At 51.2% G+C, this 26,808-nt stretch carries 23 protein-coding genes, 11 tRNA genes and 2 rRNA genes (1 of these 36 running past the window's edge); 3 read left to right on the top strand and 33 right to left on the bottom strand.

The window, feature by feature from the left end; genetic code table 11:
• Positions 1-691: 691 nt before the first annotated feature.
• From MHH82_RS08000 to MHH82_RS07980, 5 genes are all read right to left on the bottom strand, one after another.
• On the bottom strand, positions 692-1,141 hold the full coding sequence (locus MHH82_RS08000) for a hypothetical protein (RefSeq protein WP_009592790.1): 450 nt from the start codon (positions 1,139-1,141) through the stop codon (positions 692-694).
• Positions 1,142-1,218: 77 nt separating this feature from the next.
• Positions 1,219-1,725 (bottom strand): type 1 glutamine amidotransferase domain-containing protein, encoded by a 507-nt coding sequence (locus tag MHH82_RS07995; protein WP_009592768.1) that lies wholly within the window; start codon positions 1,723-1,725, stop codon positions 1,219-1,221.
• A 233-nt stretch (positions 1,726-1,958) separates the two neighbouring features.
• Positions 1,959-2,126: a hypothetical protein gene (locus MHH82_RS07990; protein ID WP_009592793.1), complete on the bottom strand. Its 168-nt coding sequence runs from the start codon at positions 2,124-2,126 to the stop codon at positions 1,959-1,961.
• Positions 2,127-2,226: 100 nt separating this feature from the next.
• Positions 2,227-2,670, bottom strand: coding sequence for a D-aminoacyl-tRNA deacylase (gene dtd, locus MHH82_RS07985; protein WP_015734045.1), 444 nt, complete (start codon positions 2,668-2,670; stop codon positions 2,227-2,229).
• 124 nt (positions 2,671-2,794) lie between these two features.
• A complete protein-coding gene (locus MHH82_RS07980) occupies positions 2,795-4,972 on the bottom strand; it encodes a RelA/SpoT family protein (RefSeq protein ID WP_009592739.1) in 2,178 nt (725 codons plus the stop codon).
• Between the two features lie 302 nt (positions 4,973-5,274).
• On the opposite strand from MHH82_RS07980, the gene uraA reads away from it, so the two are divergent.
• Positions 5,275-6,573 carry a uracil permease gene (uraA, locus tag MHH82_RS07975; RefSeq protein ID WP_015734044.1) on the top strand — a complete coding sequence of 433 codons (1,299 nt, stop codon included), beginning with the start codon at positions 5,275-5,277 and terminating at the stop codon, positions 6,571-6,573.
• 94 nt (positions 6,574-6,667) lie between these two features.
• On the opposite strand, the gene MHH82_RS07970 is transcribed toward uraA, so the two are convergent.
• The 6 genes from MHH82_RS07970 to MHH82_RS07945 form a co-directional block, all read right to left on the bottom strand.
• Positions 6,668-7,183 (bottom strand): adenine phosphoribosyltransferase, encoded by a 516-nt coding sequence (locus MHH82_RS07970; RefSeq protein ID WP_009592753.1) that lies wholly within the window; start codon positions 7,181-7,183, stop codon positions 6,668-6,670.
• A 26-nt stretch (positions 7,184-7,209) separates the two neighbouring features.
• Entirely contained in the window at positions 7,210-9,612 is a 2,403-nt protein-coding gene (recJ, locus tag MHH82_RS07965; protein WP_340964935.1) for a single-stranded-DNA-specific exonuclease RecJ, read from the bottom strand.
• A 54-nt stretch (positions 9,613-9,666) separates the two neighbouring features.
• Positions 9,667-10,632 (bottom strand): cation diffusion facilitator family transporter, encoded by a 966-nt coding sequence (locus tag MHH82_RS07960; RefSeq protein WP_015734042.1) that lies wholly within the window; start codon positions 10,630-10,632, stop codon positions 9,667-9,669.
• Between the two features lie 146 nt (positions 10,633-10,778).
• Positions 10,779-11,696 carry a protein translocase subunit SecF gene (gene secF / locus MHH82_RS07955; RefSeq protein WP_049788676.1) on the bottom strand — a complete coding sequence of 306 codons (918 nt, stop codon included), beginning with the start codon at positions 11,694-11,696 and terminating at the stop codon, positions 10,779-10,781.
• Positions 11,686-12,936 carry a protein translocase subunit SecD gene (gene secD, locus MHH82_RS07950; RefSeq protein ID WP_009592810.1) on the bottom strand — a complete coding sequence of 417 codons (1,251 nt, stop codon included), beginning with the start codon at positions 12,934-12,936 and terminating at the stop codon, positions 11,686-11,688. The genes secF and secD overlap by 11 nt, the downstream gene beginning before the upstream one ends.
• A gap of 131 nt (positions 12,937-13,067) precedes the next feature.
• Positions 13,068-13,325: a post-transcriptional regulator gene (locus MHH82_RS07945; protein ID WP_096772930.1), complete on the bottom strand. Its 258-nt coding sequence runs from the start codon at positions 13,323-13,325 to the stop codon at positions 13,068-13,070.
• A gap of 188 nt (positions 13,326-13,513) precedes the next feature.
• Between MHH82_RS07945 and spoVB the strand changes: the two genes are divergently transcribed.
• Entirely contained in the window at positions 13,514-15,112 is a 1,599-nt protein-coding gene (gene spoVB, locus MHH82_RS07940; protein ID WP_340964924.1) for a stage V sporulation protein B, read from the top strand.
• On the opposite strand, the gene MHH82_RS07935 is transcribed toward spoVB, so the two are convergent.
• On the bottom strand, positions 15,109-15,894 hold the full coding sequence (locus tag MHH82_RS07935) for a DUF421 domain-containing protein (RefSeq protein ID WP_015734039.1): 786 nt from the start codon (positions 15,892-15,894) through the stop codon (positions 15,109-15,111). The genes spoVB and MHH82_RS07935 overlap by 4 nt on opposite strands.
• Before the next feature lie 193 nt (positions 15,895-16,087).
• On the opposite strand from MHH82_RS07935, the gene MHH82_RS07930 reads away from it, so the two are divergent.
• Positions 16,088-16,477, top strand: a complete 390-nt coding sequence (locus tag MHH82_RS07930) for a TIGR04086 family membrane protein (RefSeq protein ID WP_015734038.1) — start codon at positions 16,088-16,090, stop codon at positions 16,475-16,477.
• Between the two features lie 117 nt (positions 16,478-16,594).
• Here the strand turns inward: MHH82_RS07930 and yajC are convergent, their stop codons facing one another.
• The 21 genes from yajC to MHH82_RS07825 form a co-directional block, all read right to left on the bottom strand.
• On the bottom strand, positions 16,595-16,903 hold the full coding sequence (gene yajC, locus MHH82_RS07925; protein WP_145035202.1) for a preprotein translocase subunit YajC: 309 nt from the start codon (positions 16,901-16,903) through the stop codon (positions 16,595-16,597).
• 47 nt (positions 16,904-16,950) lie between these two features.
• Positions 16,951-18,090 carry a tRNA guanosine(34) transglycosylase Tgt gene (gene tgt / locus MHH82_RS07920; protein WP_015734036.1) on the bottom strand — a complete coding sequence of 380 codons (1,140 nt, stop codon included), beginning with the start codon at positions 18,088-18,090 and terminating at the stop codon, positions 16,951-16,953.
• Positions 18,091-18,111: 21 nt separating this feature from the next.
• A complete protein-coding gene (queA, locus tag MHH82_RS07915) occupies positions 18,112-19,143 on the bottom strand; it encodes a tRNA preQ1(34) S-adenosylmethionine ribosyltransferase-isomerase QueA (protein WP_340964919.1) in 1,032 nt (343 codons plus the stop codon).
• Between the two features lie 5 nt (positions 19,144-19,148).
• Positions 19,149-21,239, bottom strand: a complete 2,091-nt coding sequence (locus MHH82_RS07910) for a SpoIID/LytB domain-containing protein (protein ID WP_340964915.1) — start codon at positions 21,237-21,239, stop codon at positions 19,149-19,151.
• Positions 21,240-21,303: 64 nt separating this feature from the next.
• Positions 21,304-22,311, bottom strand: coding sequence for a Holliday junction branch migration DNA helicase RuvB (gene ruvB / locus MHH82_RS07905; RefSeq protein ID WP_009592741.1), 1,008 nt, complete (start codon positions 22,309-22,311; stop codon positions 21,304-21,306).
• Between the two features lie 33 nt (positions 22,312-22,344).
• Positions 22,345-22,962, bottom strand: a complete 618-nt coding sequence (gene ruvA / locus MHH82_RS07900; protein WP_009592777.1) for a Holliday junction branch migration protein RuvA — start codon at positions 22,960-22,962, stop codon at positions 22,345-22,347.
• Positions 22,959-23,462: a crossover junction endodeoxyribonuclease RuvC gene (ruvC, locus tag MHH82_RS07895; RefSeq protein ID WP_009592782.1), complete on the bottom strand. Its 504-nt coding sequence runs from the start codon at positions 23,460-23,462 to the stop codon at positions 22,959-22,961. The genes ruvA and ruvC overlap by 4 nt, the downstream gene beginning before the upstream one ends.
• A gap of 211 nt (positions 23,463-23,673) precedes the next feature.
• On the bottom strand, positions 23,674-24,387 hold the full coding sequence (locus MHH82_RS07890) for a BofC C-terminal domain-containing protein (protein ID WP_015734032.1): 714 nt from the start codon (positions 24,385-24,387) through the stop codon (positions 23,674-23,676).
• A 146-nt stretch (positions 24,388-24,533) separates the two neighbouring features.
• Positions 24,534-24,607: transfer RNA gene (locus tag MHH82_RS07885), tRNA-Pro, on the bottom strand.
• 8 nt (positions 24,608-24,615) lie between these two features.
• A tRNA-Leu gene (locus MHH82_RS07880) sits at positions 24,616-24,695 on the bottom strand.
• A gap of 39 nt (positions 24,696-24,734) precedes the next feature.
• Positions 24,735-24,811, bottom strand: a tRNA-Arg gene (locus MHH82_RS07875).
• Positions 24,812-24,815: 4 nt separating this feature from the next.
• Positions 24,816-24,890: transfer RNA gene (locus MHH82_RS07870), tRNA-Gly, on the bottom strand.
• Positions 24,891-24,931: 41 nt separating this feature from the next.
• Positions 24,932-25,007 (bottom strand) — tRNA-Lys (locus tag MHH82_RS07865).
• A 132-nt stretch (positions 25,008-25,139) separates the two neighbouring features.
• A tRNA-Asp gene (locus MHH82_RS07860) sits at positions 25,140-25,216 on the bottom strand.
• Between the two features lie 30 nt (positions 25,217-25,246).
• A tRNA-Met gene (locus MHH82_RS07855) sits at positions 25,247-25,323 on the bottom strand.
• Positions 25,324-25,410: 87 nt separating this feature from the next.
• Positions 25,411-25,486: transfer RNA gene (locus tag MHH82_RS07850), tRNA-Val, on the bottom strand.
• A 141-nt stretch (positions 25,487-25,627) separates the two neighbouring features.
• Positions 25,628-25,702: transfer RNA gene (locus MHH82_RS07845), tRNA-Glu, on the bottom strand.
• Between the two features lie 17 nt (positions 25,703-25,719).
• Positions 25,720-25,811 (bottom strand) — tRNA-Ser (locus MHH82_RS07840).
• A gap of 3 nt (positions 25,812-25,814) precedes the next feature.
• Positions 25,815-25,890, bottom strand: a tRNA-Asn gene (locus tag MHH82_RS07835).
• Between the two features lie 9 nt (positions 25,891-25,899).
• A 5S ribosomal RNA gene (gene rrf / locus MHH82_RS07830) occupies positions 25,900-26,016 on the bottom strand.
• A 215-nt stretch (positions 26,017-26,231) separates the two neighbouring features.
• Positions 26,232-26,808 (bottom strand): 23S ribosomal RNA (locus tag MHH82_RS07825); it runs 2,352 nt beyond the window's last position.

Here is a 26,808-nt window from a genome sequence, read left to right as displayed (position 1 = left end):
TCCTAGGGAGTCATTTCTCAACAAGCCGTGAAACCAAAAAATCTCCCGTCCCGCTGTCCTAAGACAACAGGGACGAGAGATGTTTAATTTATCACCCGTGGTACCACCCACATTCCGGCGGCGACACATCCTAACATGTGTTCAACCATCCGCTTCATCCGTATAACGCTCGGCCGCGCAGTTCGGCTACTGTCTATCCCACCGGTTAACCGGTGCTTGCTTCGCCGTCTGTTCTCGGGGAGGTCATTCGTCCACTCATCAAGCGAATCCTTACAGCCAAGGGATTCTTCTCTGGTCTTGTGGGGATGGAGTACTTGTTCCCGTCATGAAATCCGTTATTTATAAATATAGTATACCCAAAACATTATATTTTTAGATTCTAATGAACCGCCGCACTAAAGTCAAGAAACTTTGTAGAAATTTCCCGAAAAAAGAAAAAGACCTACAAACCACTGTTGTAGGTCCAAAACATATATTATATAAAAAAGGGGGTCATGCTGTTATTATAAACAGGGAATATTAAAGAAACATTGAACAAACATTACAGTTATATTACAAGCAAGAAAGCGCTTTTATGTCATAGAGTTGAAAAGGGCCGCTCCACCAAAGGAACAGCCCTTTTTTGCGTTTCGGGCGGATAAGCCCTTCTTAGTAACTCATCGCCTGCCGCGTCTCTTTCGCTAATCAGACATTAATCAAATCGCTCCACATAAGCGTTATTGGCCCGCAAATCATGCACGATCTGATCATAGTCCTCGTCCCTTACCTTAACGGACAAGGTGTACCTGAGATCGTCATAGTCCCCGTCGGTTACGTCCGCTTCCCGCCATCCGTCGCCGGGCAGATCATCGCTGTCCGGCCGATCCTGGGCGATGTCGCGGCTGGTATCCCTTGCCCCCACAATCACCCCGGGAGCCCCGACTACGCCGCCGGGAGCCCCCATCGTTGTAGCCCCTGCGGTAGCACCACCCGTGCCGGCATTGCCCCATGGCACCAGCGGCACGAGGATATTCCCTCCGCTTCGGACCGAATCCTGAAGCTGTCCGACCTCCAGCTGTTCCGTGTTGTACGTCAGCAGCCTCGTCCTTGCGCCTTCAGCGTCGTCTTCCGTCCTGAAATAAGCTTGAATTTGTCTAGACATGTCCATTCCTCCTTTTTTTCAACCCGCGTGTTTGAAAGATCGGTATTACATGGACAACCATACAGCTAATTTAGCGCCTACAGCGCTTTTAACAGCTCGCGCACGAAGGCCGGCTCATCTTTCGGAGTCCGGGACGTAATGAAATTCCGATCCACGACGACTTCCTCATCCTTAAAGTTGGCGCCGGCGTTTACCATATCATCCTGAAGCGGAGGATAGGAAGTGATCGTGCGTCCCTTCAGCAGGTCGGCGCTTGCTAAAATTTGCGGCCCGTGGCATATCGAGGCAATCGGTTTGCCCGCCTTGTCCGCTGCTGCAACAAACTGCAATATATGGGAATCCAGTCGCAAGTTTTCCGGAGAAGAACCGCCTGGAATAACCACCGCATCATAATCGTTTATGTTGACGTCCGCAATGGCTTTATCGGTTGTGTAGGAAGCCTTGCCCTGTTTGCCCTTTACCTCTTGTCCTTGTTTCAATCCAATGATATCAGCCTGATGCCCCGCTTCCTTCACGGCATCGTAAGGAGTTTTCATCTCGGAATCTTCGAATTGGTCGGCTAGTAGAAATGCTACTTTACTCATCTGGCATGTCTCCTTCCTGAAATGTCCTCGATTTGTTATTACCCTGGAATCTCTTTTTTATAACAGCGGAATTCACGAAAAAGGCCTATCAACGGCGCTTGCCTGCAACAGATGTCTGTCCCGAAGGAAGCTTGAGTATGGCGATGATCCGCGAACGCCAAAAAGAGCCTGAGATCATCTCAGGCTCCGCTTATAAAAATCCGCATTTATGGCACGCGACGCTGTGCTGAAATCTACGATCGGGGCAGCTGCTTCCGCATATTTCCCTTGATGCTGATGAGCTGTGCAGATTCTTCCGGCGCCGAAACCATGCGTTCCGTGCTGGCTGCTTCCCTGACGCCTCCGGTCCCGACCGTCGCAGGCAAACTGCTCCATATCGAAAATTTGGGGGATTGACGCATATCGTACGGCTCCTTTGCTTGCGAATAACAACCTTCGATTATTCACTCAGGATGCCCCATCTCTACGATATGATGCATGCTGCCGTCCTTTTCAGGCAGGTTAGGATCGGCTGTCAATAATTAAGGTCACCGGTCCCCAGTTGGTCAACGACACGTCCATCATTGCTCCGAAAACCCCGGTCTCCACCTGCAATCCCTTCGCCGAAAGCTCGCGGTTAAACGACTCGTACAATGCATTCGCTTGATCCGGTTTTGCGGCAGCCATAAAGTTCGGCCGCTTTCCTTTGCGGGTGTCTCCATAGAGGGTAAATTGGGACACCGACAGAATCGCTCCGCCCACGTCCTGGACGCTGAAATTCATTTTTCCGTCCTCATCCTCAAAAATCCGCAGCCCCGCTACCTTTTCCGCAAGGTATTTGGCATCCTTCTCTTCATCCTCATGCGTCACGCCGACCAGCACCATCAATCCCGCTTCAATCTTGCCGACGATTTCATTATCCACTGCGACTTGCGCATTCTTGCATCGTTGAATGACCACTCTCATCGGATTAGCTCCTTCATCTTCAAAAAATAAAACGGCCTGTCTCCCTCAGGATAACAGACCGCATTCGTATCATCCTCCGGGATCGTCATGAACCCCGGGACCATTCCCTTAGCGCATCGTGCCGTCACTGCATGATCCGATGAACGGTATACACATCCTTCACCCGCTTGATTCGTTCCACTACGGATTGGAGATGATCCGTATTGCGGATCAGGATGGTCATGTGGATCATGGCCATTTTGTTCTTGTCGGATCGCCCCGTGACGGCGGAAATGTTCGTCTTGCTCTCGGAGACGGCCTGAAGGACTTCGTTCAACAGTCCGTTGCGATCGTGTCCCGTCACTTCAATATCGACGCTGTAATTCGCCTCGACGGCCGTTTCCCATTCCACCTCAATCACGCGTGCCGCATCCTCGCCTTCATCCGTTGTCGGCAGATTCGCGCAATCCGAACGATGGACCGATACGCCGCGGCCGCGGGTTACATAGCCTACAATATCATCGCCGGGTACGGGATTGCAGCATCTTGCGAAACGCACGAGCAGGTTATCAATCCCTTTGACGCGGACGCCGTTGGTCGGGCGGCTGCGCTTCTCGGCCGGCTTGATTTCCTTCATCTCGGAGGTTAATTCAAGCTGGTTGGCTTCTTCCTGCTCCTTGCGCAGCTTCTCGGTCACCTTCGTACAGATCTGCGCGGCAGTGATCCCGCCGAAGCCGACCGCCGATAGCATATCCTCGATATCATTAAAAGCGAATTTCTTGGCCGCTTCCATTAATTTATCGTCCGTCGTCCACTCGGACACGTCAAGACCGAGGCGCTTGATTTCGCGCTCCAGCATCTCGCGGCCCTTCTCGACGTTCTCTTCGCGCTTCTCTTTCTTGAACCACTGCTTGATTTTACTTCGGGCATGCGAGGATTGGGCAATCTTCAGCCAGTCCTGGCTCGGGCCGTAGGAATGCTTCGACGTCAAAATTTCCACGATATCGCCGGTTTTGAGCTGATGATCCAGCGGAACGATTCTTCCGTTGACCTTGGCACCAATGGTGCGGTTTCCTACTTCGGTATGAATTCGGTAGGCAAAATCGAGGGGAACGGAGCCGGAAGGCAGCTCGATCACCTCGCCTTTTGGCGTAAACACAAATACCAAATCCGAGAAAAAGTCCATTTTCAAAGATTCTACAAATTCCGACGCATCCTTCGTTTCATGCTGCAGCTCCAATATCTCGCGGAAAAACGTCATCTTGTTGTCGAAGCTGCCCCCGTTGCCTGCTGAGCCTTCTTTATACGCCCAGTGTGCCGCGATACCGAACTCCGCCGTTCGATGCATCTCCCAGGTGCGGATCTGAACCTCCGTCGGCTCCCCGTTAGGCCCTACCACCGTCGTGTGGAGGGACTGGTACATATTCGTTTTTGGCATGGCGATATAATCTTTGAAGCGGCCGGGCATCGGCTTCCACAGGGTGTGGATGATGCCGAGCGTGGCATAACAATCCTTGATATTGTCCACAATAATGCGGATTGCAAGGAGATCGTAAATTTCGTTGAACTGCTTGTTCTTCACCGTCATTTTTTTGAACACGCTGTAGATATGCTTGGGCCGGCCCGACAAATCGGCTTGAATGCCCATTTCGTCAAGCTTCTCGCGGATGCAGACGATGACGTTGTCGATGTACTGCTCCCGCTCCGCACGCTTCTTGTGCATCAAATTCGCAATGCGGTAATACTGCTGCGGATTCAAGTAACGAAGCGCAATGTCCTCCATCTCCCATTTGATCGCGGAAATACCGAGACGATGGGCTATCGGACAAAAGATTTCCAAGGTTTCATAGGAAATGCGGCGCTGGCTCTCCTCGGACTGGTACTTAAGAGTGCGCATATTATGAAGCCGGTCCGCCAGCTTGATGACGATTACGCGGATATCCCGTGCCATGGCGATAAACATCTTGCGATAATTTTCGTTTTGCTGCTCTTCTTTGGATCGGAATTGGATGCGTTCCAACTTCGTTAAACCATCCACCAGCATTGCGCAGGTATCCCCGAAACGCTCGCGGATCTGCTCGAGCGATACGGTTGTATCCTCAACGACATCGTGAAGCAATGCAGCAATAATGGACAATGTGTCCATCTGCATGTTCACCACGATGTCTGCTACCGCAAGCGGATGAAGAATATAAGGTTCTCCCGATTTCCGCACTTGTCCGTGGTGGGCTTGCTCCGCAAATTCATAAGCTTCCTGGATGCGGAGAAGATCGGGTTCTTTTATATAGGCGCTGGCCTTTTCGAGTAATCGCTCTATGCCCATTTTGGAGTCCTTCTCTTCCCTTTCTATATAAAATGGAACCCGCCCTTGTCAAAACGTGCAGGTTCCCTCGTGATTGTTTTCCTATCATTATGACGCTTGCGGCGTTATACGTCAACATGTGGAGCGTTCGGTCACTTATAGTATGCCCTTTTTCTGCACGGGGACATCAAAACATGACATGAATTGAATATTTTGACGAACTGTAAAAATTATTGTTGAAAAAACGAACGATTGTATTTAATCTATTAAAGATCGTACGCGAACGGTCCTATATTTAAAGTCCTATAGAGGAGTGAAATGGTTTGCAACGTGAAATTCAAGTAGATGAGAAGCTTCCGTTTGGTCCCGGGTTCCTTCTGAGCCTGCAGCATTTGTTCGCCATGTTCGGAAGCACGGTGCTTGTACCGAATATATTCGGCGTGGATCCCGGCATGATCCTGCTGATGAACGGTATCGGCACGCTGCTCTACATTTTTTTATGTAAAGGAAAGATTCCGGCCTACCTCGGCTCCAGCTTCGCCTTTATCTCACCGGTGCTGATCGTACTGGCAGGCGATCCGGAAGCCAATTACGGCAAAGCCTTGGGCGCCTTTATCGTGACGGGTATTATCTTCTGTATTGTGGCGTTCATTGTCAAATATGCGGGAACCAAATGGATCGACTTCGTCTTCCCGCCTGCGGTTATGGGTGCCATCATTGCGATGATCGGGCTTGAGCTTGTTCCGGTTGCCGCAGGCATGGCTGGATTTTTGCCGGAAGAAGGGCAATCCATCGATCCTAAAATCATTACCATCTCGCTCGTTACCCTCGGAGTTACGGTGTTGGGTTCCATCTTGTTCCGCGGCTTCGCCAAAATTATCCACATCCTGATCGGGATCGTTGTCGGATATGCGCTTTCCTTCGCGCTTGGGGTCGTGGACACGGAAAAAATCGCAAACGCGAAGTTCCTGTCGGCTCCGGAGCTGACAACCCCGGTTTTTGATAGCGGGGCGATCTGGACCATCATTCTGGTTTCGCTCGTAGTTATCGTGGAGCACATCGGCCACCTGCTGGTAACCAGCAATATCGTGGGCAAAGACCTTTCCAAGGATCCTGGCCTTCACCGCTCCCTGCTTGGCAACGGTATTTCCACCATCTTGTCCGGATTCGTTGGTTCCACGCCGAATACAACGTACGGTGAAAATATCGGGGTCATGGCTTTGACGAAGGTGTATTCCGTGTTTGTCATCGGAGGCGCCGCCATTATTGCCATTATTCTTTCCTTCTCAGGAACATTTTCCGCCGTTGTAGCGAACATTCCAACACCGGTTATGGGCGGCGTGTCTCTCTTGCTGTTCGGGGTAATCGCAGCTTCCGGCCTACGGATCTTCGTGGAGCAGAAGGTGGATTTCTCCAAAGCAAGCAACATGATCTTGGCTACAATCGTACTGGTAACAGGAATCAGCGGCGTAACCTTGAAGATTAACACGGTCGAGCTGAAGGGTATGGCATTGGCGACCATCGTAGGTGTCATAATGGCTGTCCTCTTCAAACTCTTCGAAATTACCGGGCTCTCCAATGAAAAGAATGATGAGCCGCTCGTGGAAAAAACGCCGGATTGAACCGACAACTTTATTGCAAAACAGAAAAATGCCCTGAGCTGATTGCTCAGGGCATTTTATTATTTCCCGGGAAAATCAGGAAGAATAGTGTCGTTTACTCGTACTGCATCAACGTAAATACATCGATGTCATCCAGCTTCGAACGGCCGTTCAAATCCGTCAGCTCGATCATGAAAGCAGCGCCAACAACGTTCCCGCCCAATTGACGGATGAGGTTAACCGAAGTCGCAATCGTACCGCCTGTTGCAAGAAGATCATCCGCAATCAATACATTTTGCCCTTTCTCGATTGCATCGGTATGCATCGCCAAGCGATCTTTACCGTATTCGAGGTCATATCCCACTTCAATCGTTTCGTAAGGCAGCTTGCCGCTTTTGCGAATGGGCGCGAATCCCACGCCAAGCGCGTAAGCCAGCGGAGCACCCACGACAAATCCACGGGCTTCGGGACCAGCTATCACATCAATTTTGAGATCGGAAACCAAGACCTTCAGTTCCTCGATGGCTTTGCGATATACCTCACCATTCTTCAGCAGTGTGGTAATATCCTTGAAGCTGATCCCCGCTTGCGGAAAATCGGGAATGACACGAATATAATCTTTAAAATCCAAAATAATCTCCTCCTGTATAGTTGCGGTTAAGATACGCCTTTTGTACGGGACGTCATCCACTGGGTTAACTGTTCGGTGCCGGCATGCAGCAGATGCTGCTCCATATCCGCCAAGTCGCTTAATTCCCGGAAGTGACGGGATGCGTCGAGCGGTTTTTTCTCCGGCTTCGGTACAAAGGTAATTTGTCCCTGGTCACGCTGAATGAATGCCAATTCTTCAAAGACATCCAGTACTTTGACCAGCATGCGCGATGACAACGAAGTCTGCTTCTGTAGACGTGCTACGACCTCTTTTTCCGGCATGGGAGCGGACGTCAGTCCAGCGAGTGATACGTACAGCTTCTTAAACTGTTCCCGGTCCGGAATTTGCAGCCGTTCGCGCAGGTTCCGGGTCGGATGTAACATAAATATATTGGGAACGGAATGGAAGGCTGACATGAATGCAGCGAGCTGCTCAGCCGTCTCCGGTACATCCAGTACGAACAAAACGGAAATGTCTTCTTGACTGCCGCTCGCGGCGATTTCATTATCCGGCACGATGCCAGCATTCCTATCATATACCCAAAGGCACATATCATACAATTGACTTTTTATTTCCGGATGTGAATCTTTTGCGTACACCACCGCGGAACGGACAGCCGGGCACCGCAGATGCGGCTCCAGTTCAGCTCTCCACCTCTGGATCTCCCGGATCGGTTCTTTGATCCCGCGGTAATCAAACACCTGCTGATAAGGGGCGCAGATATCCTGAATCATGAGCTGCACTTTACGGCTCCCGTTCCATTCATTGACGGAAAGCTCGCCAAGCACATCCACAACCGAACCCACCGGCAGAATATCGGCAAGATGGCCCCAGCCGAATGAGATCGCATCGATAACCTCCCGCTTTTGCTGCAAACGAAGCTTCAGATGTTTCCCTTCTTTGCCGATCTTGCGGACGTCCTTGATGACAACGTCCCGAAAAACAATCTTCGGTACGGCATTCGCCATGCCGAACGGGCCTAACTGTTCCATCTGTTCCAGAATGGGTACGGATACCTCCGACAAACTGGCTTCCAGGTCCGCTTCGCAAACGGCAATCAGATGCTCTGCTTCGAGCGCATCCTCCGCATATCGATGAAGTCCCTGTTCGAATGCCGCCAAGCGGTCTCGATGGAGGCTCATGCCGGCTGCGGAAGGATGGCCGCCAAAGTGGTCCATGACGTCTTTGCAAGAAAGCAAAGCCGCATAGATATCGAATCCCGGAATCGAACGGGCAGAGCCTTTACAGTTTCCCGTTTCGGGATCAATCCCGAGAATTACAACGGGGCGGTAAAAGCGCTCCAGGATTTTGGAAGCCACGATGCCGACCACGCCGACATTCCAGCCCTCGCCCGCCAGTACGATAACAGGCGGGATCTCCTGCCCTCTCCAGCGGTTTTGAACCATACCCAGCGCTTCCTGGACGATGTTTTCGACCACTTGCTGCCGATCCTTGTTCAGCCCGTCCAGCTCCCAAGCAAGGCGCTCTGCCTCTTCCCTGTGCTCCGTTGTAAGCAGCGTAACGGCACGGCCTGCATGGTCCAAGCGGCCGCTGGCGTTAATCCGTGGTGCCATGGAGAAGGCCACGTTAACGGCCGTCACCTGCTCTACATGAATTCCCGATACTTCAAGCAAGCTGCGGATGCCTTCATACCGCGTTTTTCGCATCGATTCGATCCCGTGCTTCACAAGCACCCGATTCTCCCCCGTGAGCGGCATCAAGTCAGCGATCGTTCCGATCGAAACGATCTGGAGCCATTCCTCCGGCGGGTCACCCACGAGAGCCTGTGCCAATTTGTAAGCCACGCCTACGCCGGCCAGCCCCTTAAAGGGATACGGGCATGTCGGGATCTTCGGATTGATCAATGCATATGCCTCAGGCAGCACCTCAGGCGGCTCATGATGGTCGGTGACGATGACGTCGATGCCAAGGCTGTTGGCATACGCGATTTGCTCAACCGCACTAATCCCGGTATCTACGGTAATCACCAGACTGACCCCTTGCTGATGGGCCCAATCCAGCGCATGATTATGTAAGCCATAACCTTCATTGGATCGGTGAGGGATATAAATATCATAAGATGCTCCCAAATAACGCATCAGATGAATCATCAATGATGTGCTGGAAACCCCGTCCGCGTCATAATCGCCGTAGATCAGAATATGCTCCCGATCCTCCAGCGCTTTGCGGATGCGCGGCACGGCCTCCCGCATTCCCTGCATGAGATAAGGGTCGTGCGTCAGCTCAAACGTTCCATATAAAAATTCCCGGCCATCCTCGGCTGATTGTATCCCCCGGGACGCCATGAGTGAAGCCACGATGGGTGGCAGCGACAAATCATGGGCCAGCCGTTCGGTGATCGTTGACGCTGCCTCTCGTATTCTCCATTCATATTTGGAATACAGCACAGGGATTCACCTTCCTTTTCCTGCCTATTTCCTGCTGTCTTAAAAGCTCCGCCCTTATTGCGGCAGTGTCGGCATATCGTTGTCCATCAAGTCATAGTTCGATTTATACGGGTAACCGGGTTCATAAGGCACAACGTGAACCTTGGCATCCGTAACCTGAATAAATCGATGGGTCAACAGCTTCCGGATTCGCTCGGCAATTTCCTGAGCTTCCAATACGGACGTTCTCGGATTCACGGTGATTTTCACTTCGATGTTCACGTGGCGAATCTGTCCGTATTCTTGAACCTTCAGCTCCTCGATCGTGATCACGCCGTGCACCCGCTGAATCGTATCCATGAACTCGGCTTCGTGTTCATGGCGTTTCTCCTCCGCAAGCGTGCCGTAAACGGAATGAACGATGAGTATATATCCTTTCCGGACCACGAGACAAGCCACGATAAGAGCCGCTATGGAATCCATGTAGAATAGAGGCGACCATTCAAAATAGGAGCCTGCCATGGATAGCGACACGCCGATCAATACCGTTAGCGATGAATATAAGGCAAACCGATGATCAGCCGATAACATTTCGTACCGGGGATCATGCAGTCTTTTCATCTGCCAACTTTGATATTGGAATACCGCTTCGTTCACCGCCATCGATATGAAAATTGCAAGGAGCGCCGATGTGGCCGGCGGCTCGAGGTTATCCGATGCCATGGTCTGGATCGCGGATACCGCAATTTGAATGCCGCCCATGATCAATAACACGGCAAATAAGATCGATATGACGGGCTCCGTCGTACTCGAAACGTTCCGTTTGTCCCGCATCGGACTTTTCGTGCCGAATATGCCAAGGCTTGGCAACCGGTCCACCAATAAAGTTACGGCATTCGCCGCAGAATGCAGGGCATCTCCGATGAGAGCCTTGCTGCCGGATAAGTAACCGGCTATCCCTTTGCACAAGGCTAATGCCAAATCCGTTACAATGCCTGTCCATAGGACAGTCTCCGTATGATTCAAGCGTTCATTGCTCACTTGAGGCCCCCCTCAATGTCACTGTCGATCCTGTACTCGTCATGCTGCCTGCTGCTAACTTTAGAAAGCCGCGTCGCCTGCGACGCGGCTTTCACTTGTATAGGATCTTCTGATATCTGGACTGCAAACGCCCTTCAGCGGTTTAATTAAATTTCGATTTTATCTTTGCTTGGCTTCGGCGAATTCGGTTTATTGCTCACATTGCGGCCTTTAAGAAGGAGCCACAACGGACTTGCGATAAAGATCGAAGAGTACGCGCCGAATGCCAAACCGATACAAATGGCCAGCGAGAACATCTGGATCGACTCGCCGCCCAAGAGGAGCATGAAGAATGCAGCGATGAATACGGACAAGGCCGTATAGATCGATCGCCCGATCGTCTGCGACAAACTTTTGTTAACCAGATCCTTGAGATCCGAGACCCTCTTAATCTTCGCAAACCGCAGGTTTTCCCGGATACGGTCAAAGATAACGATGGTATCGTTGATCGAATAACCAATGATGGTCAGGACGGCGATGATGAATGTCAAGTCTACCTCTAATCCAAGGATGGAGAAGATACTGATGACAACGAAGGCATCATGCAGGAGCGCTACGATCGCTGCAATCGCAAACCGCCATTCAAAGCGGATGCTGACATAGATGATAATCCCGATACAGGAAATCAATACGGCATAAATTGCGTTTCGTCCCAGCTCTTTGGCCATCTCGGGGTCAACCGTATTAATTTCGAAGGTTGCCTTCTCGTCCAGCTTCTCGATGCCGGAACGAAGCTTCTGATCCTGATCCTCGGTCAGCACCTCGCTGAATCGGATGTTGACGCGGTCATTACCCGGAGTAACGCTCGCATCCTCCCCGATTCCGGCATCCTCTAATACGGTATTGATTTGCTCCGTAGTCAACGGTTTGGAGAGTGAAATGTCCACGTTCGAGCCGGATTGGAAATCAACTCCATAGTTAAGACCGCGAGTCAGGAGAAAAACCAAACCCAAAATCGTAATTACAATGGATAGTACGTAGAAAATTCTGCTTTTACCTACGAAATCGAAGTTCTTAAAGCTCACGAATGTCACGCTCCTTTACGCCATAATGGCTCGGTTTGCGGGCCCAACCGATATTCACAAGCAGATTGAGCAGGAAACGGGAGAAATAAACGTTCGTGGCAATACTAACGATGATCTCCAAAATCAATACAAGGGCAAAACCTTTTACCGCACCGGTACCGAATCCGAACATGACAGCGGCAACGAGAATCGTCGTCAAGTTGGAGTCCATAATGGCGCGCAGGGAGGATTTACCGCCTGATTTCACTGCAGATGGCACGCTTTTGCCTGTCTTGATCTCTTCCCGAATGCGTTCATAGGTGATAATGTTGGCATCCACCGCCATACCAATACCTAATATAAATGCCGCAATGCCTGGAAGCGTCAACGTAAAGTCAGCCCATACGAAAATAAGGATCAGCAGCCATGTGTGCAAAATAAGTGCGAAACTTGCCAGCAAGCCCGGTACGCGATATCGGATAATCATGAACAGCAAAATCGCGACGGAAGCGATCAGACCGGCTTCTAAAGTTTTTGTAAGAGATTGCATGCCAAGCGTAGCCCCTACGCTCTGCGAATATTTCTCGACCAGCTTCAGCGGCAGGGCGCCGAGATTGATCGTATCCCGGATCTGTTTCGCTTCATCCAGCGAGTAGTTCCCTGTAATTTGCGCGGTACCGTCCGTTAATACGGCTCGTACCGTCGGAGCTGACAGCAATTGGTCGTCCATGAAGATAGCCAGCTCTTGACCGAGAAGACGTTCTGTAATTTCAGCAAACTTCCCTTTGTCCTTCACTTTAATATCTATCATAGGCTGATTAAGCTGGTCATAGGCTACCGATGCGCCGTTCTCGACGAAATCGTCGCCGCGGAGCTCTATTTTACAGAACTCCTCGCCTTCTTTACAGCCGTCATTGCTTCGGAATGTGAGGTTCGCAGGTTCTTTCATGGTTTTTCGAACTTCGGCCTCATCCGTTACGCCCGCCACCTTCAAGCGAATCCGGTTCGCCCCTTCCGGCGTAACCTCAGGCTCCGATGTTCCCATCGCATCCGCACGCTTTTGCAAGCTCTTTGCGGTTTCCTGCAGCGCTTCTTTGGTAACCTGCTGCCCTTCCATCAACGGTTCTGCTTCATAAAGGATTTCGAATCCACCCTTTAGATCCAAACCTAGACGGACGTCTTTCAGCAAGCCTGGAGTTGTAACGGCCATTAAAATAGTGATCACGAGCACGGTTCCGACGAAACTGATAATTCTCTTCATGCCGTCCCTTGTTCCCCCTTTTTACTCAATATTCCTATTATAGCGATGTCATAAAACCCAGTCAATTTATCAAAATTTGTCGGGCTTATGGATGAACCCTTATATCCGCAAGGCAAAAGGGACCTCTTCGATTAATCGAAAGAAGATCCCTTATATGCTGATATTGTCATATAGTTCATCAAAGCTGTTGCTTTCAAGGACAGAATGTCATTGACCAATTGGTGGAGGGACGGAACGCCTTCCTTTTCGTACTTGCTGCTGACACAGTTCCAAATATCGTCGCTCGTCACGTACTCGTACCCAATCAAATGCATTTCCTCAACCTTGCTCAAGCATACCATTTCAATGGTGCTCATCAATTCTTCCTCGCTCATTTGCTCGAGTTCCATGCATATGGCCTCCTCACTGACTCCCTGTTGACCCTAAGTTACATTCGACATGACATATGGCTTTCCTTCTATTCCTACCATGTCCAGAAAAAAAAGTAAAGTCATCAGATGGGACAGGTAGGGCATATCCATAAGAATAGCCATGTCGTGTCAACGTATTCAGCCTTAACCAGGGAGTGGGATGGACAGTGAACAAGCAATCGTTTATTAAAGGAACGCTGATTTTACTTGCAGCCGGCATATTAAACCGCCTACTCGGTTTTATTCCCCGGATCGCCCTTCCCCGGATCATCGGACCTGAGGGTGTCGGAATTTACCAATTGGGGTACCCCTTCTTTATCGTGCTCGTGACCATCATCACGGGCGGTATTCCGCTAGCTATTGCCAAAATGGTCGCCGAAGCGGAAGGTGCCGGGAAGCCTGATGCTTCCAAGCAAATTCTGCATGTCAGCCTGATGCTGACAATTACGGCAGGAGCCCTCTTCACTGGACTCAGCCTGCTGCTTGCTCCTTGGGTAACCGGCGTGCTTTTGCCGGACGAGCGTGTATATCAAACCTTCATCAGCATGACGCCCATGATGATCATCATTGCCGTTTCGTCGGTCTACCGGGGATATTTCCAGGGCAAACAAAATATGATCCCCTCTGCAAGTTCCTCCGTTATCGAGACGATAGTCCGAATTATATGCATGTTGTGGTTTGCGCATCTCCTGATGCCCAAAGGCATCGCTTACGGGGCAGCCGGGGCCATGCTTGGAACAGCCGTGGGCGAGCTGATTGGCATGATTGCGCTGCTGCTGCAATATTCCGGCGAGGGCCGAAGAACGAACAAACTTTTACCTAAGCCACAAGAAGCCGTATCTGAAAAAAAAGCGCCGGACTCTTCTTCGAATAAAGGCATCCTGAAGCGGTTATTCGGCATTGCATTGCCTGTAACGGGCGGAAAGATGGTAGGGTCCTTCTCCTACCTGCTGGAAACGATACTGACCAATCGCAGCCTCGCCATGGCAGGTATCGCGACATCCGTGGCCACCGCCCAATACGGCGCTCTGCAAGGCATGATCATCCCGCTCCTGCTATTGCCCGGTGCGTTGACCGTTTCCCTGGCCATCTCCCTGGTGCCTTCCCTATCGGAGGCAGCGGCCCGCAACGACCGGCCTACCATCCATAAGCGAATGAATCAATCCCTTCGGCTGGCTCTTGTCTCGGGAGCTCCGTTTGCCATCATTATGTTTGTCCTGGCTGAGCCGCTGTGCCTGCTGCTCTACGACAACGCCGAGATTAGCGATATGCTCAAAATCATGGCGCCCTTTGCCTTGTTTCTGTATGTGCAGTCCCCGCTTCAAGCTGCCTTGCAAGCATTGGACCGCCCGGGACGGGCATTGTTGAATACCTTATTCGGTGCGATCATCAAGATGAGCCTTATCGTATATTTGGCATCCAACCCCGCCTTCGGCATCAAGGGGGCCGTCATTGCCATCATCGTTAACAGCATCGCGGTTACATTGCTTCACGGTTTTAGTCTCTCCAGGCTGATCGGCTTTCGCTTCCGCCTGCTCGATTATGTCAAAATCGCTGCCGTCATGATCATTATGGGTGCCTGCGTTCTTTACGGGTATAGACATCTTCCGTTCTCGACGACCCCCTGGCTGCAGTTTTGGACCTCGATCGTGGTTGGCATTCTGGTCTACTTCATCATGATTTTTATGACCAAGCTGGTAACGCCCCGGGATCTGGAACGCGTCCCTGTCGTCGGTACCTGGTTCAACAAGTTTGGCCGCCGCTAGTCCCTGTCTTTGCGGTCGATGTAAATACGTCCTTTATGGTCGATGGAGCATAGGAAGATATCTTTAAAATCCTTGGCTCCGTGGTTTTGAATCTCGTTTTTCAGCCAGAACCGTGTTTTTTCAATTAGTTCAAGGTTTTCGTCCTGCACCTTTCCATCCAATATAAGCGGAATGGGCAGTCCTTCGTACGTAATTTTATCGTATGGAATATCAACAACGGTAGGGTTTCCTGTTTCGGATTTGGCCTTGGATAAAGCACCTGAAGAATGAGTGGAGCTTGAGGCGTTGGAAGAACTTGATGAACTATTCGAGCGGTTCGAACCGTTATCCGCATCTTTTGGAATAACGGTGAGCTGGCCGGAAGTTTCGAGAATCGCAAATTCCACGTCTGCCAAACTGTCGATGTCCTTTCCCCTTAATTGCTGCATCAGATCATCCAGATTGTAGCGAAGCTTTGACATCTCTTTGCGGTGAAGCTTGCCTCGGGATACCAGTATGCTGGGTTTTCCGTCCGCAAACAGCCGGATGCTTCGATTTTTCAGGCCGATGTAGGCAAGTCCTACCTGAATGGCAACCAACACGGCGATAGGAGCTAGTCCGTCCCAAATCGGTTTATGGACATCTTCGAGGACAAAAACGGCAATCTCTGCGATCATGACGGATATGACCAAATCGAAGATAGACAGCTTTCCGATTTCCCGTTTGCCCATGATTCTCATGGTAACAAAGATGACCACATACATCAGAACGGTCCGCAGAATCAGAATAGTCATATGAGACATAAACAATCCCTCCCTAGCTTGTCGAACATTCTCATGTACAGCTATTCTGGCCTGCCGCAGGTCTTCCCATTCGATTACAATTGATTAATTAATGGTAATCCTGCAAAACCCGATGCAAAATGTTCAGTTTGTACTATATGTACAGGCTTGGCCATACAATGGAATTATCAAGATTTGTTAAGGGGGATGATTCATGGAACCGATCCGGCGAGTATTCACTTTCAGGATCACTAATCCGATTCTTTCAGGACTCTTGTATTCTTATTTCTGGATGTTTCTTGGCGCATTGGCGCTATCCCTGCTGCTGTGGGGCAGCGGACTGGCCGAGGATGATTTATCGTTCTACACGTTTCTGGTACATGCCGTCGCGGCCTTTATTGGGGGCTGTGTGAGCGGCAAACGCGCAGGTAACAAAGGCTGGTATTATGGCTGCCTGACCGGGCTGGTATATGGGATTACGCTGCTCGTCATCGGCTTTCTAGCCTTGGATAGTTCCTTGTCACTCGGAGATTTGACGCTGATTGCCACGGTTTTTGCTGCCGGCGCCATCGGGGGAATGTTCGGGGTTAACTTAAAAAAATAAAACCTTGCAACGACTTTGGTGCACTTCACGCCCAGTGATAAAAAAACAAAGGCCGATTCCTAAAAGGAGTCGGCCTTTGTTTATAGCGATGACTTTCCATATGTAGGTGAAACGAGATTATGCATCCGTATTCACGCTATGGCTTACCGAGTTGCGGTCGAACGTCAACTTCGTTACGTCGTTCACTTTCAAAACCACGATGTCGTCGGTAATCTCCACGATCGTCCCGTGAAGGCCTCCGATCGTTACCACTTTATCGCCTTTGGACAAGGCGCTAAGCATTGCGTTTCTTGTTTTCTGTTTCTTCTGCTGTGGACGGATAAGCAGAAAATAAAAGATGACGAACATCAGAACGAAAGGCAAAATCAATCCCAAAATGCCTCCGCCACCTTGCGGTGCTGCTGCGAGTTCAAATGAACCAAACATTTCTTTCCCCCCTTTCACAAACTTATCATGATGGCCATGATCTTGCTTTAGAACCCTTTTTCATTATCGTGTAGGCCGTACTTATCAAAAAACTCATCGCGGAAATCAAGCAGACGGTCTTCCATAATACTCTGACGCACGCCCCGCATCAAATTGATCAGGAAATGCAGGTTATGATACGTCGTCAATCTCAGTCCGAACGTTTCGTCGCTCTTGATCAGATGGCGCAGATAAGCACGCGAGTAGTTACGGCAGGTATAGCAGTCGCATTCCGGATCCAGCGGTCCGTAATCCCTGGCATATTGAGCATTTCGAACGACAAGACGGCCTTGACTTGTCATCGTTGTCCCGTTGCGGGCGATCCGCGTCGGAAGCACGCAATCGAACATGTCCACACCACGAATCGAGCCCTCGATCAACGCATCCGGTGATCCGACTCCCATCAAATAGCGAGGCTTATTGTTCGGCAGCAGGGGCACCGTGTAATCCAGCACTTCATACATTAGCTGCTTCGATTCTCCCACACTAAGTCCACCAATAGCATAACCCGGGAAATCCATGGAAGTCAAATCACGGGCGCTCTGACGGCGAAGATCCTCATGCATGCCTCCCTGCACGATGGCGAACAGGGCTTGGTCTTCCGGTCTGGCATGACTCTTCAGGCAGCGTTCAGCCCAGCGGGAAGTCCGCTCGGTGGATTGTTTGACGTATTCATACTCCGCAGGATAAGGCGGGCATTCATCAAAGGCCATCATAATATCAGATCCCAGCGCGTTCTGAATCTCCATTGCGACCTCCGGAGAGATGAACAGTTTATCTCCGTTCAGATGCGAACGGAAATGTACGCCTTCTTCCGATATTTTTCTCATTTCCGCCAGGCTGAATACCTGGAAACCGCCGCTATCGGTCAAAATCGGCCGGTCCCAGTTCATGAATTTGTGCAGTCCGCCTGCTTCCTTCACAATATCATGTCCCGGTCGCAGGAAGAGGTGATAGGTGTTGCTCAAAATAATGTGGGCATCCATCGCTTTAAGCTCTTCCGGGCTCATCGTTTTTACGGTTGCCAACGTTCCTACAGGCATGAATGTCGGCGTATCGATCACGCCGTGGGGGGTGTGCACTCTGCCGAGCCTGGCGCCCGATTGTTTGCACGTTTTAATATGTTCATAAGTAACAGCTGCTGCCATGGTAATAACCAACCTCCGAAATTAATAGATAAACATCGCGTCGCCAAAGCTGAAGAAACGGTATTCTTTGTCTACGGCTTCCTTGTACGCTTGCATGATGTGTTCGCGTCCGGCCAGCGCGCTGACCAGCATGACCAGCGTGGATTTCGGCAGATGAAAATTCGTAATCAGCGCATCCACCACGGTAAAAGAGTATCCCGGATAAATGAAAATGCTTGTCCAGCCGCTGCTCTCGTGCAGAGGCTCGCCCTTTAACTGTGAGCCTACCGTCTCCAGCGTTCTGCAGGAGGTAGTCCCTACGGCGATAACCCGGCCGCCGCGCCGCTTCGTTTCGTTTAGCAGGTCTGCCGTTTCCTGGGATAGGGAATAGTACTCTTCATGCATGACATGGTCCTCGACCTGGTCCACGGACATCGGGCGGAAAGTTCCCAGTCCCACATGTAATGTAATAAAAGCGATGTCGACTCCCTTGGCACGTATTTGTTCCAGGAGAGCCTCCGTGAAATGAAGGCCGGCCGTCGGCGCGGCTGCGGATCCTTCATGCTTCGCGTATACGGTCTGATAACGATCGCGATCATCCAGCTTTTCCTTAATATAAGGCGGGAGTGGCATTTGGCCCAGTTCATCCAGGATTTCTTGGAAAATTCCCTTATACGAGAAGGACAAGGTGCGAGCACCCATCTCTCCTTCCTCCTCAATGACCGCCTTTAGTTTCCCGTCGCCAAAGGAAATCACGTTTCCCTTTTTCAGCTTCTTGCCGGGTTTTACGAGTGCTTCCCAGCGATCTTCTCCCATATTCTTCAGCAGAAGGACCTCGGCTTTCGCGCCTGTATCCTCCTTTTCGCCGAACAATCGGGCCGGGATTACCTTCGTATCGTTTAATACGAGCGTATCGCCCGGATTCAGGCTGTCTATGATATCCGCAAACGTCTGGTGGCTGATCTGTCCGCTCTTTTTGTTAAGCGTGAGAAGCCTGGAAGAACTTCGATCCAGAAGCGGCGTCTGCGCAATTAAGTGTTCGGGTAATTCAAAATCATACAAATCCACATTCATGTCGGTCAGTCCTTCGTTATAGTCGTGTTGCGGTAATAGTGTTGGAGTATCTGCTTATAATCATACCCTTCGTCAGCCATTCCTTTGGCACCCCATTGCGACATGCCCAGTCCGTGGCCGAAGCCTTTACCGGTAAATTTAAAGCCCGGAGAGCTTTCGATTACGCGTGCTGTCCCCGTTCCATTCATCACCACGGTACCGGAGCCTTTGACGTTTCCGTTTCCGCTTCCGGAAATGACGGATACCGTTTGACCGCTCGAAACCGTTGATACCGCACCATTCGCGCTCAATACAGTATAACTTCCGGTCGATTCAATATCAAACAAAGTGCTTGGCAGACCGTTAAAAGCCGACCGGAACATATCCGGATATTTTACGTCCAGAACTTGACCGTTGGCTTTCACCGTAAGAGCCCGCCCCGATGGGCCTCGTTCCGTTACATCCAGCGAAGTGATGGAGGCCGGTAGGCTATTGGCGGTTTTTCCTTTTAAAGTGGCCAGCAATTGATCCGAAGTATAAGGCCCACGAACCCATTCGAAGCTGTTGGATTCCGCGACTTTGTCCAGGACGACGGCCGTTTCTCCCGGATTCATCTTGCTTACGGGCTCAACGTTCGATTGGATCAGCGGCAGCGGACGCACGTTGGTATCCTTCGCGGTAACGGTCATATAAGGAAGCCCTGCCGATGTTGCATTGCCGGTTTCCTTTACATTATCCTCACGCACGTAACCCGTAACGCCACTCGGAAGAAGCACATGATACCAAGCTTTAAGCGCGGCCTGGGATGAGGAGTCGCCAGGGCTTTCCACCGCAGCAAACAGATCGTTACGGTTGCCCCAGACCTCGGTGGAGTCCGCCGTCATCCCGCCGCTGTTGGAGGAAAACACGGTTTCCACGATTTTGCCGTCTTTCATGACGACTTCGCCGTCGGTTGCATCCACTGCCTGAATAATGCTTGGATACTCATAAGCCGTCCCATAGTAGGCCTGGCTCAGCGTGGTGTCCACGACATGCGCTACTTCGAACTTATTTCCTTGGAAGAGCGCATAGCTGCGCGCTGCCACGGCCTGTGCCTTCAGAGCCTCGGTTCCCCAAGAAGACGGCACCTCCGCCCCCACGACGGAATAAAGGTACTGCTGGAACGGCAATTCGTTGACGAGGTATAATTGACCGTTCTTTTGCCCGATCTCCAAAGCGCCCCGATAGGAGCGATCGGATCGCTCCTTCACATTCGTTCCCGCTCCTGATTTCCCGTCAACCCGCAGAACGGATTGATTACCTGACAGCATGTAATGCGTCACCTCTTGGGGAGCCGCCAGATTCAGGCTTACGTCACTTCTTATGATAAGACCCGGCGTGTTGGCGTTCTGTTCAACCAGGCCGCCGGATACTTTGGCAGCTTCTTTCTTGACGGCAGCGAGATCGGCTGTGTTCGCCGCTTCGCCTACCCACACCTCATAAGCCGAAGTTTCCCCGGACGGCACCATAACATTGAATGCATCCAGACCGGCATCGGCGTACGCCTTACGCACGGTCTCGGCCTCTGTCTCCGATCCGTACGATCCGGCAGACAGATGCAGCGCGCCTTTAACGGCTGGCGTTTGCCCATTCAAATATGCAGCCGCTGTCTTCGCTGTACGCGCAGCCGCATCCGCGGCCGCTTTTTCTGTACCGTACATGCCGGCGTACAGCTTGTACACCTTGCCATCCGCAAACAGCATCGGTTTGTCACTTGTCGCCTGCAGCTTTTTCGCTGCTTCCGAAGCGGCTTTCCAATCCGTTGTCTCAAGCACCTTAACGCGGTATGTATCCACGCTCATCCGGACCTGCTGGTTCGCAGGGATACTCATCAGAGTCTGATGAATACTGGAGGCAAGCAGCGATGCGGTCAGAGCCTCGGCGGATTTCAGCGTCACGGCATTCGTCGTCGATTTATACTGGCTTCCCAGATCCAGGAACATCGCAACCCGAATCGTATCTAACGAAGGGGCGGCTGCTTGCACGGCGGGCGCGCTCCATAAGCTTCCGGCAACAGCCAGCGACAAGAGTCCTTTGGTGGTCCAACCGAATAATGATTTCGTCCAGTTCCTATCCATGTATGTCTTTCCTCCCGTAACTAATAGGATATGGTATATGGCATAAATGTCATGATTCCTTCAGCTAGCGGCGATCCTCCGGAAAGGGAATGCCTAAATGCTGATAAGCTGTAGGCGTAACGACGCGTCCCCGCGGCGTACGCTGCAAATAACCGATCTGTAGAAGATACGGTTCATAAACATCCTCTATGGTTTGGCTTTCTTCCCCGATGGTTGCGGCAATGGTATCCAGTCCCACAGGTCCCCCGCGGAAGCTCTTGATCATGGCGTTCAGCATTTTGTGATCGATAAAATCCAGGCCCATCGGATCGATTTGGAGCATCTTCAGCGCTTCCTGCGCGATGCTTGGCGTGATCATGCCGTCGCCCCGAACCTGCGCATAATCGCGTACCCGCTTCAACAGGCGGTTCGCAATGCGCGGTGTCCCCCGAGATCTTAGGGCAATCTCTTCTGCAGCCTCTCCCAATATCTCGATCCCCAAAAGATCGGCATTGCGTGACACAATGTAGCTCAGCTCATCTACCGTATAGAATTCCAGACGGCTTACCACACCAAAACGGTCCCTCAGCGGCGCTGAGAGCAGGCCAGCCCGGGTTGTCGCGCCAATTAGGGTGAACGGCGGGAGATCCAGGCGAACGGAGCGTGCGCTTGGCCCTTTCCCGATCATAATATCCAGCGCAAAATCCTCCATGGCCGGATACATCACTTCCTCCACCGTCCGGTGCAGCCGGTGGATCTCGTCAATAAACAGGACGTCTCCTTCCTGCAGATTGGTCAAAAGCGCCGCCAGATCGCCAGGCCGTTCGATGGCCGGGCCGGACGTCGTCCGCAGATTAACGCCAAGCTCATTGGCGATAATATTGGCCAGCGTCGTTTTGCCAAGTCCCGGAGGACCGTACAGCAGCACGTGGTCAAGCGCCTCGTTGCGCATTTTTGCAGCCTCGATATATACCTTCAAATTTTCCTTTACTTGATTCTGTCCTATATATTCAGCCAAATAACGCGGACGCAGACTAAGTTCGACAGCCTGTTCGTCCATCATCAGATTGGCAGAAATAATTCGATCATCCATCTATATAACTCCTCTCTTGCAGCGATTCTCTATCTATCCAGCGAATAGCTGCTGCAGTGCCCGTTTCATGAGCACATCGACGGATTCGCCGCTTGCGCCGGAATCCTTGATCTTCAGCCAGACTTTATCCAGCTCGCTATCCGTATAACCAAGCGCCTTCAGGCCCTCGCGAGCCTCGGACCATGCCGAGCCGCCATCATCCGATTCCGGCTCCTGGATGGCAAAAAGACCGGTCATCATGCTCGCATTCCCGAAGCCCTCAAGCTTATCCTTAAGATCCAAAATCATGCGCTGCGCTGTTTTCTTGCCGATTCCCGGAAGTTTGATCAAGAAGGATATATTCTCTTGATAGATCGCGGAAACCACATGATCCGGAGATCCTCCGCCGAGTATGCCGAGCGCCACGCGCGGGCCGATTCCCGAGACCTCGATCAGCTTACGGAACAGCTTCTGCTCTTCCCGCGTCGGAAACCCAAACAGCAGAATGGCATCCTCACGAACGTGATGATGGGTGAAGACCGTCACGGTTCCTTCCGTTTTGGCAAAAGCATACGGATTCGGACAAAACACCCGGTATCCTACGCCTTGAACATCCAGCACAATATATTCACTCTCTAAGTGGACAACCTGTCCCCGTAAAAAATCGATCATTTTCGCAATACCTCATTTAATTTGGAATTAAGTGTGTAGGAATGGGCGTGGCAGATTGCCACGGCTAGAGCATCCGCCACATCGTCGGGCTTTGGGATGCTCTGAAGCTTCAGGAACATCCTGACCATTTCCTGTACCTGCTTCTTCTCCGCCTTGCCATAGCCGACGATGGCCTGCTTAACCTGCATAGGCGTATATTCTGCAATCGGGAGTCCGCGCTGGACCGCCGCCAGTATGAGAACTCCTCTCGCCTGGGATACGGACATCGCGGTGGTGACATTGCGGTTAAAAAACAATTTCTCGAACGCAACGGCCTCCGGCTCATATTTATCGATAAGCTGCAGCATGCCTTCATACACGTGATGCAGCCTCTCTTCATCCGGTGTATGGGCTTCCGTCTGGATGCAGCCATACTGGACCGGCGTGACTTTGCTTCCAACCTTATCGACAAACCCGAAGCCCACAATCGCAATCCCCGGGTCGATTCCTAAAATGCGCAAACCAATCTCTCCTCTGATGAAGCGAACATATGTATCGTTCTCCCATTATAACAAAAGTTCGGCCTCAATTGAGGAAAAACTTTGATCCCATAAGCCACAGTTCTATATCTTCCCTGACGGCACCGCCGATGGAACGGCTAAACACCAAAAAACCGCCCGGAAAATTCCGGGCAGCTGCGGCTTTGGTGATGAAGCGACAAGCATGGATGTTTCAAGGGCTAGGGCTCATGACATTTTCGGCCATATCCCGTGCATAGTCGCTAAAGGTTGACAGTACACTGTTGTACTCTTCCATATCTTGAATTCGAATACCTTCTTCAAGCTGCTGAATCACGTCTTTAGGCAAAGAGGATTCCATCGAGCCGACATCCAGTTGGAAGAAGGTGCGCATGACCTTCTCTTCTTCCGGCGGGCCGTCAAACAACGTTAAGTTCCCGTTGGCATCGATGCTCATATAGGCTTGCCGCTTGCAGGCGGGTGAAAGGTCGGATACGGTTTGCTCGAGCCAGACATTCCCTTTATTATCCAACCGTCCCTGCCATAAAGGATTTTTATTCATCAGTTCATAAATGCCGTCCGCCGTAAGCTTTCCCATATCCTGCTCTTCAATGCCGCAGACATACGTGATGCGGACATGAACATGCTTCTTTCCCTTCGAGGTATTCAGCTTCTGCATGAATTCCCTCTGATCCTGCCTGCGTTCCTCCTGCTTATCATCCTCGATTTGCAGGTATTGCATCGTTTCAACAGCCAGCGGCGTTTCATCGAAAGTAGCGGTGAGCAGCCTCTTCATCTGATCGGTTATATTCTGGCCGGACCATACCATGACACCTACGAGCACCACGATCGAACAAGACCAAATCGCGCGTCTCCAACGTCTCCACCGTTTTCTGAACAGTTTCTTGAAGAAATGAAAAACACTCAAGGTTATCCCCTTCTATTCAATGTTTTTCATATTGTGACCGGGATGCTGTCAAAATATTCAGTTCCGCTCTTGCCGTTGGCATCATTTCTATCCATAACAAAGAAAGACCGCCTTCAGATATACTGAAAGCGGTCTTTCGGTTTGAATCGGGATGACACGATTTGAACATGCGACCCCCTGGTCCCAAACCAGGTGCTCTACCAAGCTGAGCTACATCCCGTTAATTAATGCCGGTGAAGGGACTCGAACCCCCACGGTTTCCCTCACGATTTTGAGTCGCGCGCGTCTGCCAATTCCGCCACACCGGCACAAAGAAATTTCATAAGTTAAGCATCTGATTGTAAAAATGGCACGCCCTGAGAGATTCGAACTCCCGACCTTTTGATTCGTAGTCAAACGCTCTATCCAGCTGAGCTAAGGGCGCAAAATGGAGCGGACGACGGGAATCGAACCCGCGACCCTCGCCTTGGCAAGGCGATGCTCTACCGCTGAGCCACGTCCGCAAATATGATATGTATTCCGTTTCCAGCTCTTTTGGTAAAGATGGTGAGCCATGAAGGACTCGAACCTTCGACACCCTGATTAAAAGTCAGGTGCTCTACCAACTGAGCTAATGGCTCTTATTACTAAGAGTTAAAGAATGGCGGAACTGACGGGATACTCTCTCTTCGTTCGAGACTGCGAAGTCTATGCTAACGAAGCTAAGCTCCGACGAACCCAATATGGATTCTCATCCCTGAAGCTAATAAGAATGGCGGAACTGACGGGATTCGAACCCGCGATCTCCTGCGTGACAGGCAGGCATGTTAGGCCTCTACACCACAGTTCCAAGAGGCATTATCGCTATTGCGATATAAATTGGTTGCGGGGGCAGGATTTGAACCTACGACCTTCGGGTTATGAGCCCGACGAGCTACCGAACTGCTCCACCCCGCGTCATTAAAAGGGTTGCTTATATGGGGTCCCCGAAAAGTAATCGAAATTACCTGCGAAGCATATGCTTCACTTTTTGGGGATAAATCATGGTGGAGGCTGAGGGGATCGAACCCCCGACCCTCTGCTTGTAAGGCAGATGCTCTCCCAGCTGAGCTAAGCCTCCATCTGGATTGTTACATGCATTAAAGAAAGTGGTGACCCGTAGGGGATACTCTCACTTCGTTCGAGACTGCGAAGTCTATGCTTACGAAGTTATCCTCCGACGAACCGACGGGATTCTCATCCCCTGATGCATTAAAGAAAGTGGTGACCCGTAGGGGATTCGAACCCCTGTTACCTCCGTGAAAGGGAGGTGTCTTAACCCCTTGACCAACGGGCCGTATATAAAGTCCTTGCTGGCGGAGAGAGAGGGATTCGAACCCTCGAGACGCTTTTGGCGCCTACACGATTTCCAATCGTGCTCCTTCGGCCAACTCGGACACCTCTCCGTATGGCTCCCCGAACAGGACTCGAACCTGTGACAACTCGATTAACAGTCGAGTGCTCTACCAACTGAGCTATCAGGGAATATGTACCGCTTGGCGACGTCCTACTCTCCCGGGACCCTTCGGTCCAAGTACCATCGGCGCTGGAAGGCTTAACGGTCGTGTTCGGTATGGGAACGCGTGGAACCCTTCCGCCATCGCCACCAAACGTATATTCAGGATACGGCATCGCCAAATGCCGTGACCATCCTCCTTGCAAGCATAGCTTGTACACTTACAATTCAGTTTTGATCACCTGAAAACTAGATACGAAACGATATTTGCAGCACATTAGAATCCGTAGCATTCACCCGATGTGGTATCGGGGTCCCCGAAAAGTATTCGGCGTTGCTTCAAAGCTTCGCTTCACTTTTTGGGGTAAATTTGGATAAGCCCTCGACCGATTAGTATTGGTCAGCTCCATGCATTGCTGCACTTCCACCTCCAACCTATCTACCTCGTCGTCTTCAAGGGGTCTTACGAATTGGGAAATCTCATCTTGAGGGGGGCTTCACGCTTAGATGCTTTCAGCGCTTATCCCGTCCGTACGTAGCTACCCAGCCATGCTCCTGGCGGAACAACTGGTGCACCAGCGGTACGTCCATCCCGGTCCTCTCGTACTAAGGACAGCTCCTCTCAAATTTCCTACGCCCACGACAGATAGGGACCGAACTGTCTCACGACGTTCTGAACCCAGCTCGCGTACCGCTTTAATGGGCGAACAGCCCAACCCTTGGGACCTACTTCAGCCCCAGGATGCGATGAGCCGACATCGAGGTGCCAAACCTCCCCGTCGATGTGGACTCTTGGGGGAGATAAGCCTGTTATCCCCAGGGTAGCTTTTATCCGTTGAGCGATGGCCCTTCCATGCGGTACCACCGGATCACTAAGCCCGACTTTCGTCCCTGCTCGACTTGTAGGTCTCGCAGTCAAGCTCCCTTATGCCTTTGCACTCTTCGAA

The sequence above is a fragment of the Bacillus sp. FSL K6-6540 genome (genome assembly GCF_038007545.1).
This window is presented reverse-complemented; position numbering and strand designations above follow the sequence as displayed.